At 70.0% G+C, this 11144-nt stretch carries 15 protein-coding genes and 1 riboswitch; of the genes, 7 read left to right on the forward strand and 8 right to left on the reverse strand.

The features are described from left to right. Nucleotides 1–76: 76 nt before the first annotated feature. Nucleotides 77–1165 carry a phospho-N-acetylmuramoyl-pentapeptide-transferase gene (gene mraY, locus ACFXKA_RS20910; protein WP_379428496.1) on the reverse strand — a complete coding sequence of 363 codons (1089 nt, stop codon included), beginning with the start codon at nucleotides 1163–1165 and terminating at the stop codon, nucleotides 77–79. Between the two features lie 82 nt (nucleotides 1166–1247). Between mraY and ACFXKA_RS20915 the strand changes: the two genes are divergently transcribed. From ACFXKA_RS20915 to ACFXKA_RS20925, 3 genes are all read left to right on the forward strand, one after another. Beyond that, nucleotides 1248–2087: a helix-turn-helix transcriptional regulator gene (locus tag ACFXKA_RS20915; protein WP_379428497.1), complete on the forward strand. Its 840-nt coding sequence runs from the start codon at nucleotides 1248–1250 to the stop codon at nucleotides 2085–2087. A 187-nt stretch (nucleotides 2088–2274) separates the two neighbouring features. Then, nucleotides 2275–2676 carry a nitroreductase family deazaflavin-dependent oxidoreductase gene (locus tag ACFXKA_RS20920; RefSeq protein ID WP_379428632.1) on the forward strand — a complete coding sequence of 134 codons (402 nt, stop codon included), beginning with the start codon at nucleotides 2275–2277 and terminating at the stop codon, nucleotides 2674–2676. Nucleotides 2677–2788: 112 nt separating this feature from the next. Further along, nucleotides 2789–3553: a glucose 1-dehydrogenase gene (locus tag ACFXKA_RS20925; protein ID WP_354833050.1), complete on the forward strand. Its 765-nt coding sequence runs from the start codon at nucleotides 2789–2791 to the stop codon at nucleotides 3551–3553. A 67-nt stretch (nucleotides 3554–3620) separates the two neighbouring features. On the opposite strand, the gene ACFXKA_RS20930 is transcribed toward ACFXKA_RS20925, so the two are convergent. Together ACFXKA_RS20930 and ACFXKA_RS20935 are read right to left on the reverse strand one after the other, a co-directional pair. Then, nucleotides 3621–4334, reverse strand: a complete 714-nt coding sequence (locus ACFXKA_RS20930) for an MgtC/SapB family protein (protein WP_354833048.1) — start codon at nucleotides 4332–4334, stop codon at nucleotides 3621–3623. A gap of 201 nt (nucleotides 4335–4535) precedes the next feature. Further along, a riboswitch (M-box (ykoK) riboswitch) is annotated at nucleotides 4536–4711 on the reverse strand. Nucleotides 4712–4783: 72 nt separating this feature from the next. Beyond that, on the reverse strand, nucleotides 4784–6007 hold the full coding sequence (locus tag ACFXKA_RS20935) for an MFS transporter (protein ID WP_379428498.1): 1224 nt from the start codon (nucleotides 6005–6007) through the stop codon (nucleotides 4784–4786). Between the two features lie 87 nt (nucleotides 6008–6094). Here ACFXKA_RS20935 and ACFXKA_RS20940 point away from each other — a divergent pair, with 87 nt between their 5' ends. Next, complete coding sequence (locus tag ACFXKA_RS20940) at nucleotides 6095–6436, forward strand: ArsR/SmtB family transcription factor (protein WP_379428499.1); 342 nt, start codon at nucleotides 6095–6097, stop codon at nucleotides 6434–6436. On the opposite strand, the gene ACFXKA_RS20945 is transcribed toward ACFXKA_RS20940, so the two are convergent. Further along, a complete protein-coding gene (locus ACFXKA_RS20945; RefSeq protein WP_379428500.1) occupies nucleotides 6433–7053 on the reverse strand; it encodes a TetR/AcrR family transcriptional regulator in 621 nt (206 codons plus the stop codon). The two genes, ACFXKA_RS20940 and ACFXKA_RS20945, sit on opposite strands and share 4 nt — an antisense overlap. Nucleotides 7054–7113: 60 nt before the next feature. On the opposite strand from ACFXKA_RS20945, the gene ACFXKA_RS20950 reads away from it, so the two are divergent. Continuing rightward, complete coding sequence (locus ACFXKA_RS20950) at nucleotides 7114–7623, forward strand: SRPBCC family protein (RefSeq protein WP_379428501.1); 510 nt, start codon at nucleotides 7114–7116, stop codon at nucleotides 7621–7623. 57 nt (nucleotides 7624–7680) lie between these two features. Here the strand turns inward: ACFXKA_RS20950 and ACFXKA_RS20955 are convergent, their stop codons facing one another. Next, nucleotides 7681–8307 (reverse strand): TetR/AcrR family transcriptional regulator, encoded by a 627-nt coding sequence (locus ACFXKA_RS20955; protein ID WP_354833038.1) that lies wholly within the window; start codon nucleotides 8305–8307, stop codon nucleotides 7681–7683. A gap of 97 nt (nucleotides 8308–8404) precedes the next feature. Between ACFXKA_RS20955 and ACFXKA_RS20960 the strand changes: the two genes are divergently transcribed. Continuing rightward, nucleotides 8405–8791: a DUF6221 family protein gene (locus ACFXKA_RS20960; protein ID WP_379428502.1), complete on the forward strand. Its 387-nt coding sequence runs from the start codon at nucleotides 8405–8407 to the stop codon at nucleotides 8789–8791. Between the two features lie 96 nt (nucleotides 8792–8887). On the opposite strand, the gene ACFXKA_RS20965 is transcribed toward ACFXKA_RS20960, so the two are convergent. After that, a complete protein-coding gene (locus ACFXKA_RS20965; RefSeq protein ID WP_379428503.1) occupies nucleotides 8888–9292 on the reverse strand; it encodes a hypothetical protein in 405 nt (134 codons plus the stop codon). Nucleotides 9293–9893: 601 nt separating this feature from the next. Between ACFXKA_RS20965 and ACFXKA_RS20970 the strand changes: the two genes are divergently transcribed. Further along, nucleotides 9894–10334 carry a hypothetical protein gene (locus ACFXKA_RS20970; RefSeq protein WP_379428504.1) on the forward strand — a complete coding sequence of 147 codons (441 nt, stop codon included), beginning with the start codon at nucleotides 9894–9896 and terminating at the stop codon, nucleotides 10332–10334. A gap of 29 nt (nucleotides 10335–10363) precedes the next feature. Here ACFXKA_RS20970 and ACFXKA_RS20975 read toward each other — a convergent pair whose 3' ends face one another. Both ACFXKA_RS20975 and ACFXKA_RS20980 read right to left on the reverse strand, forming a co-directional pair. Beyond that, on the reverse strand, nucleotides 10364–10678 hold the full coding sequence (locus ACFXKA_RS20975) for a transcriptional regulator (protein ID WP_379428505.1): 315 nt from the start codon (nucleotides 10676–10678) through the stop codon (nucleotides 10364–10366). Beyond that, the gene (locus tag ACFXKA_RS20980; protein ID WP_379428506.1) at nucleotides 10675–11139 is read right to left on the reverse strand and encodes a hypothetical protein; all 465 of its coding nucleotides are present in this window, start codon (nucleotides 11137–11139) and stop codon (nucleotides 10675–10677) included. The genes ACFXKA_RS20975 and ACFXKA_RS20980 overlap by 4 nt, the downstream gene beginning before the upstream one ends. Nucleotides 11140–11144: the final 5 nt, after the last annotated feature.

Genomic DNA, 11144 nt, shown 5'->3' on the forward strand with positions numbered 1-11144 from the left:
AAACCCGTGTGGCCCATCCGGAAACGCTTCCGGATGGGCCACACGGCCTTCCCGGGTCCCAGGGCATGTCCGGGTCTCAGGGCAGCCGGGAGCCGGTGGTGGTGAGGTGCTCACCGTAGAAGGCGATCAATCCGGTGGCCGAGGCGATCGCGGCCAGCAGCCAGAACCGGATGATGACCGTGGTCTCCGGCCACCCGGTCAGCTCGAAATGGTGATGGAACGGCGCCATCTTGAACAGCCGCGTGCGGGTGGTGCGGAACATGACGATCTGCAGCAGCACCGACAGGATCTCGGCCACGAACAACGCCCCCACCGCCACCATCAGCAACTCGGTGCGGGTGGTGATCGACAACCCCGCCAGCAGCCCGCCCAGCGCCAGCGCCCCCGTGTCACCCATGAAGATCTTCGCCGGAGCCGCGTTCCACCACAGGAATCCGGTACACGCCGCCGTCCCGGCCGCGCACACCAGCGCCAGATCCAGCGGATCGCGCACCGTGTAGCAGCCCGGCACCGCCTTGACCGCGCACGAATGGGTGTACTGCCAGAACGTGATCAGCACATACGACCCCAGTGCCAGACCCACCGAACCCGCCGCCAGGCCGTCCAGGCCGTCGGTGATGTTGACCGCGTTCGACCATGCCACCACCAGGAAGATCGCCGCCAGCAGGAACCCGGTCAGCCCCAGCGAGACCGTGGAGATGTCGCGCACGATCGACACCTGCCGGCTGCCCGGCGTCAGCCCCGAACCGCCCCGGAAATGCAGGGCCAGCACCCCGAAAAGCACAGCGGCACTGACCTGCCCGAGATACTTGCCCGACGCGGTCAGCCCCAGGCTGCGCTGCTGGGACAACTTGATGACATCGTCGAGGAAACCCACCGCGCCCAGCGCGGTCGCCAGCCCCAGCACCAGCAGCCCCGACGCGGTCGTGCCGGTCCCCCCGTAGGACATCCCCACCAGGTGCGCGGCCCCGTACCCGCACCACAGCGCGATCAGGATCGCCAGCCCGCCCATGGTCGGGGTGCCGCGCTTGGCCAGATGGCTCGCCGGGCCGTCCGCCCGGATCTGCTGCCCCAGCCGATGGCGGGTGAACACTCGGATCAGCAACGGCGTCACCGTGATCGACACCGCCAGCGCCACCATCGCCGCCACCAGAATCTGCCGCATCCGCCCCCCTCGAGACCCGAATTCGGTCACATGCTAACCGGGACCCGAACGAAACGAACCTGCGTGATTGTTAGCGTGAAGTATGGACACAGCGGGCCGACGACGCGACCACCTGCGAGAGTTCCTGCGCGACAGGCGCTCCCGCCTCACCCCCGATCAGGTCGGACTGCCCGCCGCGGGCCGCCGCCGCACCCCCGGCCTGCGCCGCGAGGAAGTCGCGGTCCTCGCCGGCGTCGGCGTCTCCTGGTACACCTGGCTCGAACAGGGCCGCGACATCACCGTCTCCACCGACGTTCTCGACGCCGTCGCCGCCGCCCTGCGGCTCACCGCCCCCGAACGCGCTCACCTCTACGTCCTGGCCGGCCTCAACCCGCCCTGCGCCGCCACCGACAGCGGCACCGGCATCAGCGCCGAGACCCGCAACCTGCTCGACGCCTGGAATCCCCGCCCCGCCGTTCTGCGCGACCGCTACTGGAATGTGCTGGCCTACAACGACACCGCCCGCGCCGTCTTCGGCTACGACGGCCCCGGCGGCAACTGCCTGGTCACCTACTTCACCAGCCCGCGCTACCTGGCCATGCCACAGACCTGGGCCGAGGCCGCACCCGCGGTCGTGGCCGCCTACCGTGCCGACTCCGCACTCTGCCCCGGCGACCCCGGCTTCGACTCGGTCATCACCGAACTCGCCTCGCGCAGCCCGGAATTCGCGCGCCTGTGGTCGCGCCACGATGTCGGCCCGGCCCAGCAGGCGGTCAACGCGCTGGCACACCCCGAGGCCGGCGCACTCCACTTCGACGCCACCACCCTCATTCTCGCCGACCAATCCGACCGCCACCTGGTTCTCTACAACCCCCGCGCCGGCACCGATACCGCCGCCCGTCTCGACCAGCTCCACCGCCTCCGCCTGGCCCCACCCGCCTGAGCCCGCCGGAACCGTGTCCGTGTCGTCCTCGCGGGCCGCAACCCAGCAATGTTGACCCTGCTCACATTTCTGGTAATGTATGCAGCGCTAACTCGACTCCGGCGGCCATCGTAGAAGGCTTCAATGCACCAGGGACAAGGGGCAGGCGTTGCACAAGTACGCACTGAAAGACGGCGGGGCCAAACTGATGAACCTCGCCCACCGGGTCGTCCTCACCGTCAGCGGGAACAAACTGCTGGCCAACCCATTCGGGATGCCGGTGGTCGAATTGCACACGGTCGGGCGGAAGTCGGGACTGCCGCGTTCGTGCTACCTGACCGCGCCGGTCCATGACGCCGACCGGGTCGTGCTGGTCGCCTCGAAGGGCGGCGACGACCGGAACCCCGACTGGTACCGCAACCTGCAGGCGCACCCCGATGCCGAACTGGTGATCTACGGCCGGCGGCGAAAAGTGCACGCACACACCGCGGATCGCAGCGAGCGAGCCGAACTGTGGCCGCAGATCACCTCGGCATACAAGGGCTACGCGAACTACCAGGAGCGCACCACCCGCGAGATCCCGGTCGTCGTCTGCGAGCTGAGGGACTGACATCGGTCACCATCGGCGGCGCCGGCGCGAGCCGTGCTCGGCAAGGTGGTGGTGACACACCCACGATAACTGGGCACTGTTTACCCATCGCGCGGCCCGGCAGGCTGAAGCCATGACACACAACGGGTTCCGGTTCCAGGACAAGGTCGCGCTCATCACCGGCGGTAGCAGCGGGATGGGGCTGGCCGCCGCGCGGCGGCTCGTCGCGGAGGGGGCGTGGGTGATCGTGACCGGGCGTGACAAGGACCGGCTGGACACCGCGGTGGCCGAGCTGGGGGAGCGGGCGATCGGGGTGGCCGGGGACGCCACCGAGCCCGAGGATCTCGCGGCGCTGGCGCGGGTGGTGTCCGAGCGGTTCGGGCGGTTGGACGTGGCGTTCGTGAATGCGGGAATCGGTGCGTTCCAACCGGTTTCGGCGGTCACCGGCGACGAGTTCGATCGGGTGGTGGGAATCAACTTCAAGGCCGCGTTCTTCACCGTGCAGCACATGCTGCCGCTGCTGGTCGACGGAGGTGCGATCGTCCTCAACGCCTCCTTCGCCCCGTATCGGGGCGCGCCCGGCGCCGCACTGTATTCGGCGACCAAGGCGGCGGTGCAGAATCTGACGCGGACGCTGGCGGCGGAGTTGGCGCCCCGCGGGATCCGGGTGAACTCGGTCAGCCCCGGCTACATCGACACCCCCGCCTACCGGGCCGAGGCCTCCGCCGACGCGCAGGCCACCGCGGGGTCACGGGTGGCGCTCGGGCGGGTCGGCGACAGCGACGAGGTCGCCGCCGCCGTCGCATTCCTGGCCTCCGTCGACGCCTCCTACATCACCGGTCAGGACCTGCTCGTCGACGGCGGCCTGACCACGGTGATCCCGTCGGCGATGGTGTGACTCGGGACGCGCGCAGATCGGCGGCCGGGTCGGCGGTGATGCGGCCGGGATACGACCGCAGCGCGGTTCACTCCTCGGCCTCCACCCGCAGCGGCACGGTGCGCCACCCGACGCTGGTCACCGACGGCTCCAGGCTCAACCGGCTCACCGCCGCCTCCATCTGCCGGTCGTCGCGGCGGTCACCGGTCAACTCCGCCCGCACCTGCACCCGGCCCGGGGAGGTGTCGTGGCTCGAGATCGACACCAGCCGGAAATCGGTGCGCGTCAGCGACTGCACCAGCAGCGCCCGCACGTGCGCCTCGTGCGCGTCGTCGGTGTCGGCGTGGAAGGCGTACAACGCCTCCTGCGCCTCGACCTCGTCGACACCGGGACGATCCACCGTGCGCGCCACCGTGCGCAGCGCGGTATTGACCACCACCACCGCCACCGTGCCCGCCACCGCGGTCGAATACATGCCCGCACCCGCGAGCGCACCCACCGCCGCCGCACACCACAGCGTCGCGGCGGTGTTCAGGCCGCGGATATTGAACCCGTCGCGCAGGATCACCCCCGCGCCCAGGAAGCCGATACCCGAAACGATCTGCGCCGCAACACGAGTCGGATCCGCCGAGGCGCCGCCGAAGCCGTGCGCGGACAGCAGTACGAACAAGGTCGCCCCGGCGGCGACCAGCGAATTCGTGCGCAGTCCGGCCATCCGGGCCCGGAACTGACGCTCGAACCCGATCACCGCGCCCAACCCGACACCCGTGCCGAGCCGCAGCAGCATTTCCCACATGGTCATCTCGATCTCCCCGCGGAGGACGGCGCGCTCCGGACTCGGACGCTACCGGGGTAGGGGCAGCGGCCAGGAGAGGGCAGGAGTGACGCCGAGTGAACGATTGGCTAACGGAACTCGATCCGGTCCATCGGGCACGACCACCACCTCCTCGACGCCACACGCACGCATGCCGGGGGAGTGGGACCGGCGCGACATCGCCGGTACGGGTACCACCCCTCGTAAGACCTTCAGCACTCCACGGCGTAAACCCGCCACGGGTGGCGGGAGCCGGTCGGGGCATCCCCTTAGCTCGGGGAAACCTGTCCTGATCCGGGGCGTCTCTCGACGTTCGGGATCGCCGGCCTGTATCCGTGAAGGAGCCTCAGCTAACGACGGCACCTTGCGACCAGAAGTAAACACCCGCCCGCCGCGATCGGCAACCCGACGTGAGCGCCGTCGCATTCGCGCTCCCGTCAGCGTCGCGCCTCGACCGCGACCCGCGCCACCAGCCGCACCACACACAGCACCGCCACCACCGCCGCGAAGATCTGCACCGCGGCCAGCAAACCGGTCGCGCCCGCCAGCAGGCCGACACCGATGACCGGGCCGCCGCTGCCGCAATAGGCCATCACGAAATAGGTCGACAGCACATCGGCGTGCCGATCGGCCGGCGCGGCCGCATTGATCGCGGTCAATCCCGACAGGAACACCAGACCATGACCGGCCCCGGCCAGCACCGTCGCGAACAACAGCAATGGCAGCGAGGAGACCGCCCCCGCGACCGCCAGCAACACCAGGCCCACCGCCAGCAGTGGGAATCCCGTGAAGTCCAGGGCCCGTTCGGGTTTGCCGTAACCCACCAGCTGCGCCACCGCCCACGCCGCGGGCAGCAGCGCGGCCGCCGCGCCACCGACCACCAGATTCGCACTGCCCGACAGGGTCGCGGCATAGGTCGGGATCAGCGTGAGGAAGACGCCGACCACCGCGAAACCCAGGAACGCACCCGTGCCCGCGGCCGCGAAGACCGCACCCATCCCGGCCGGGATACTCGGCCGCCGCGGCCGCCACCGGGTGACCGTCGCGGTCTCGGGCAGCGCCGCCACCGCCACCGCGGCCGGGACCAGCAGCGCGAGCTCCACCACGAACGGTGTCACGTACGGAGCCGGAAGATATTGCGCCAGAACAGCTCCCAGCACCGGGCCCAGGCCCATGCCGCCCGCCGAGGCCACCGCCGACACCAGGGCCGCGCGGCGGCGCTCACCGTGCGGTTCCAGCTCGGTCAGCGCGGCGGTGAGCGCGCCCGAGGCCGCCCCGACCGCCATCCCCTGCAGGATGCGGGCCGCGAACAACCACACCACGTCGGTGGCCAGCGCGAAACCCAGCGTGCCCAGCGCCGCCAGCGCCAGCGCGGGCAGCAGAATCCGGCGCCGCCCCAGCACATCCGAGGCCGGACCGGCGATCAGCAGCGCGGGAATCAGCACCCCCATGTAGACCGCGAACACCAGCGTCATCACCAGCGGTGAGAACCCGAACCGATGCGCGTAGCCGTGGTACAGCGGCGTGGCCACATTGGTTCCGGTCAACAGGATCAGCAGCGTGTAGGCGGTGCCCCAGAACCGCGTACCGCTCCCGGGCGGTGAATCCTGCGGGGCGGCAGCGTCTTCGGGGACGGCTGCGGGGGATTGCTCGACGGTCATGGCGTCCTCCCGGCGCAGACATGTTCGATAATTCCGAACATAACAGGATGTTCGGAATTTGTGAACATGTGGACTAGCCTGGACACCATGGCAAGCCGGACCGCGACCGAACTGGTTCACCCCGCCCGCGACGAACTGCGGTTCAGCACCGTGCTGGCCGCCCTCGCCGACCCCGTCCGGCTCACCATCGTCACCCGCCTGGCCGCCGCCGAGAACGGCGAACTGGCCTGCACCACCTTCGACCTGCCGATCAGCAAATCCACCCAGAGCGGGCACTTCAGAACCCTGCGCGAAGCCGGCGTCATCCGTCAGCGTGACGAGGGCACCCGCCGCCTCAACCGGCTGCGTACCGAGGACCTCGAGGCCCGCTTCCCCGGGCTGCTCGACCTGGTGCTCACCCACGGCCGCGGTGCGGCCCTGAGCGTCTAACCCGAATCTCGCGGCGACTCCGCGCCGTCCGGCGCCGACTCGTACGCGGTCGGACTCGGGGCGGTCAGCACCCGCCAGATCTCGTCGACGTAGGACTCCCAGGCCTCCTGGTCGGCCGGCAGCGTGCCGCGCATCGTCCGCCACAGCTGGCCCGTGCCCAGGTATGCCGAATATGCCAGTGCCGCACGATGTTTCGCCACCGGTGCGGCGAAACCGAGCCGGATGAACAGGTCGGCCAGATACTCGATGCGCCGCACGGTGACCCGGGTGAGCACCGGCTCCACCAGCGGATCGGTCGCCCCGGCCAGCAGCACCGCGAGCTTCTCCTGCGGATGCGCCAGCGCCGCGCCCAGCAGCGTCCGCAGCCCGACCGCCGGATCGGGTTCGGCCGACACCAGCGCGATCACCGCATCGGTCTCCTCGTGTTCCCAGCGCTGCAGGGCTGCGGCCAGCAACTCGTCCCGATTCGCGAAATGCCAGTAGGCGCTGCCCTTGGTCGCGCCCAGCCGCGCGGCCAGGGGTTCGATGGCGACCGCGCCCACGCCGCCCTCGCCGAGCGCCGCCAGCGCGGCCGCGACCCAATCGTCACGGCTGAGCCGTCGCCTCTTCTCCGCCATAGCTCCGTACGGTACCGTATGGAACCGGAACATACGGTACCGTACGGAACGGGTGAGTCGATGATCTGGAACATTCACCAGCGAGAACTACCGGTGTCGGCGCAGCAGGCCGGAGCCCTGCTCGACGCGGTGGCCGAGCCGGGCAATCCGCTCTGGCCCGGCGAGCACTGGCCGCCCCTGATCCTGGATCGGCCGCTGCAGGTCGGCGCCGACGGCGGGCACGGCAGCATCCGCTACGTCTGCACCGCCTACGAACCCGGCCGCGCCGTCGAGTTCACCTTCGCGCCGAGCATGCCCTTCGCCGGCACGCACACCTTCGAGATCATCGATCGCGGCGAACGGGGTTGCGTGATGCGGCATCTCATCGTCGCGCGGGCCCGCACGCCGCGGGGCCGGCTGCTGTGGAGCCTCGCCATCCGCTGGCTGCACGACGCGGTGCTCGAGGAGCTGCTCGATCGCGCCGCCACGGAAATGGGGCACCCGCCCGCCCAACCGGCCCGATGGTCACCGTGGGTGCGCATACTGCGCCGATCACTCGACCGCGTCCACGCCGCGGTTCCGGCCGCCTGACCGGCCCGATCGAACCCGCTGCACCGCAAGCGGATCCGGGCGGGCCAGCCGCCCGGGTCAGCCGCGGTACACGCCGCGATAGGCGTCGATGGTCTCCACCAGATGGTCGACGATCTGCTCGCGTGTGGCGCGCAGCGTGCCATTGAGCCACGCCGAGAACATGCCCGCATTACCGCTGGCCATGGTGACCGCCGCCAGCCGCCGCCGCACCGGATCCTCGATATGGGCGAACAGGTGATCCTGGATCAACCGGGTGAACGCGGGCATCACCGCGATCGTCGTCTGCCCCAGGCCCGTCGAGGAATACGGCTCCACCAGAAACAGCCTCGACTTGCGCGGATCCTCGAGCACCTTCGCCACCAGCGTCTCCGACAGCGCGCGATCGCGGTCCGGATCGTCGGCGACCGCGAAGGCCGTCATCGGATCCAGGAACTCCTCGGCGATCTGGCGGTAGAGCACGTCGAGCAGTTCGTCTCGGCTGGCGAAGGATTCGTAGAAATAGCGGTCGGTCAGGTTGGCGCGCCGGCACACCGCGCGCATGGTCACCGCACCCGCCCCCGACTCGCCGATCAGATCCAGTGCGGCCTCGAGCAACGCGGCCCGGCGCGCCTCACGGCGTTCGGTGAGGGTCGTTCCACCCCAGATACGGGGCTCGGCGTCGGAGGGAGGCTGCTCGGTGTGCACCGGGTCAAGAGTAATGCCCGGTGCCGGGCGGTATCGCGCACCCGGCACCGGCGGGCGGATTCGCGGCGATGTCGGCAGTGCCGACTACCGTGGGTGGATGGATATCAGCGCGTTCATCGCGGGCCGCCTCGACAAGCAGCAGGAAGCCGCCGAATTCGCTCTGAAGCTCGAGCGCGACTTCCAGGACACCGGCCGCGAGATCAAATACGAATGGGTGCGTCACGTGCGCCGCCGCGGCAGCCGCACCGCCCCGTCGTCGGTGTTCCTGCCCGGCGCACCGACCCCGAAGGAACTGTTGCGGCACCAGGCGGCGCTGCGGCTGATCCTCGGCCAGCACACCCCCGACACGGGCGGGCATTGCTCGGTGTGCCGGCAGCCCGACTCCCGTGGCGGCCAGGAACCGGCGGCGTGGCCGTGCCCCACCATCCGCGCGGTGGCCGGCATCTGGTCCGATCACCGCGACTACCCGCTCCCGCGTGATTGATCGGCGCACCGGGCCGAATCCATCGACCCGGTGCCGGATGCGATCGCACACCCGGCACCGGACCACCGGGTACTCGCGCGGACCGGGCCCGCGCCGCTAGCCGGTGACCACGCAGGCGCTGCCGAGGTTGATGCCGGCGTTGACCGTCACCAGCGCCCACTGCGAGCCGTTGTAGGTCCAGGCCTGGATGTAGTGCACCCCGGTCGAGGTCGGCGTCCAGCTCGAGGTGCCGGTGCCGCCGCTGCCGAGGCTGAACTGCTGCTGACCGAAGGTGGCGGTGTTGCTGTCGTAGAGCCAGACGTATTCGTACGGGCTGCCGTTCACGGTGACCGTGTAGGAGCAGTTGGTGCCGTAGCCGCCGCCGAGACCGATGCTCGACCCGCTGGACACGCTGACGCTGGTGACATACGCCGACGCTTGCGGCGCGGCGAGCACGAGCGCCGCGGCTGCGGCGGCGAAGGTGGTGAATGCGGTGAGGGCCGACTTCCGTGACCGGATCATCGTCGATCATCTCCCCAGATATACGGAGGAATGGGATCTTTCGCGCCAATGGCGCATTCCACCAGTGTCGGCGTCGAGGACCCCCGGCACGCGCGTATCGGGCTACTCGTTCCGGACCATCCGGGTGGTCGCGGCGGCCTCATGATCAGCGGTTATCGTCCAGCTGCATCCGATCGGCCCGAAAAGTCCGATGCCCCTAACGATCCCCTAATTCTCGTGCTCACCGAGCGGCGCAGCTACCACGTCGCTACCGTTCTTGTTGTCCGAATCGTGCCCGGGCGGACACGCGCAGACGCCCACGGCACCGGATGCCCGCGCGTCTCTTCCCCGAGGCTCGCACCCGCGTCCCCGCATCTGGCGGCGCCGCGAACACGGCGGCGCCGAGGCCACCCCCGATCCCGGCCTCGGCGCCGCCGCACCGCAATTCGAGGCCGCGACACCTGCCCGGCATCGCGACTGTGATCGACCACGATTCCGCCGCAAAACCATCGGAAACCGGCCGCTGCTGCAATGATCGACCCGGATTTGTCTTCAGTTCGGGTCGGCACCGCGAATCAACCTGTGCCCGTGGACTGTTCGAGGTGCAGAAGGATCGACCTGTATGACCGCAAGCCGGTACGCCAGCAAACCCGTCGTCGCCGAGGTCCCCGAGCCCTCCAGCTGGGGACGGCATCTGGGAATCAACGAGGACGTCGCCGACGGGCTCGACGCCGGGCAACTCGGCGCACTGATCTTCGTCCGGAAACTGGTGCGCTGCTGGTACATCGCCAATGTGCTGCTGGCACTGTCGATCTGGGCCGCGATCACGCTGTGGGCGCGCCTGTACGGGCAGGCCACCTTCGGTGACTGCGCCGCGGTCACCGGGTTCACCAGCCGCTGCGATCCCGGCCTGCAGTCGCTGATCATGGGGCTGGTCAGCGGATTCGTGGTCGCGACGGCGGTATTCGTGCTGACCTCGCTGCCCTGCTTCATGATCGGCTACGCCATCCGCTGGTCGGCACGCGCCATGGCCGACCGCAACGAATGGCGAATCACCGACTGACCGCGCACACCTCGCCCGCCCGGTAGCGCCTAGCCGGCGGGAGTCCGCGGTGGCGTCGCCCCTGCGACGATCTCCCGCAGCGCCGCGATGTGCCCGTCGAAGGCGTCGCGCCCGACGCGGGTCAGGCGGGCCCGAACCCGGCGGCGGCTGCCCTCGAGACGGCGCTCGGTCGCGACATACCCGGCGTCCTCCAATGTCGCCAGCTGCTTCGACAGCGCCGAATCCGACAGAGTCAGCCGCTCCTTGAGGAAGGAGAACTCCGCCCAATCCGCGGCGGCCAAGGTCGCGACCAGATTCAATCGCGTACTCGGATGGATCAATTCGTCGAAGCGGGCCACGCTCATGCGCGCACCCAGCGACGTCCCGCCCGCAGCAGCTCCGGCCCGCCGAACCCGATGACGGCCGCGATCAGCACCGCCGACCAGGTCCGCGGATGCCCGGCCCCATCGGCATCCAGCAGCAGGGCCGCCACCACGGTCAGCGCGACCAGGACCAGCAGCATGGTGATCACGATCAGCGGTGTGCGCCGCCCGGCGACCTCCGCGCTGACCTGAACCCGGCCGGTGCGATGGCGCCCGTCCAGCAATCGCGACGCCAGCGCCGAATGCCCCGCGCCGAACACCAGCGTCGCGACCGCCGTCAGCCAGCCCGGCCCGAAATCCCCGATCACCCCCAAAACCACCCAGCCGCAACCCATTCCCCACCAGTACCCCCGCGGCAGCCCGACCTCCTCGGCCACCTGCCGCCGCGCCCGCCCCGCCGCATCCAGCGCCGCACGGGCCTGATCCGGAGTAATGCCGTCCATGCCGA

It is taken from the genome of Nocardia sp. NPDC059228, from assembly GCF_042754245.1.
GTDB lineage: Bacteria > Actinomycetota > Actinomycetes > Mycobacteriales > Mycobacteriaceae > Nocardia.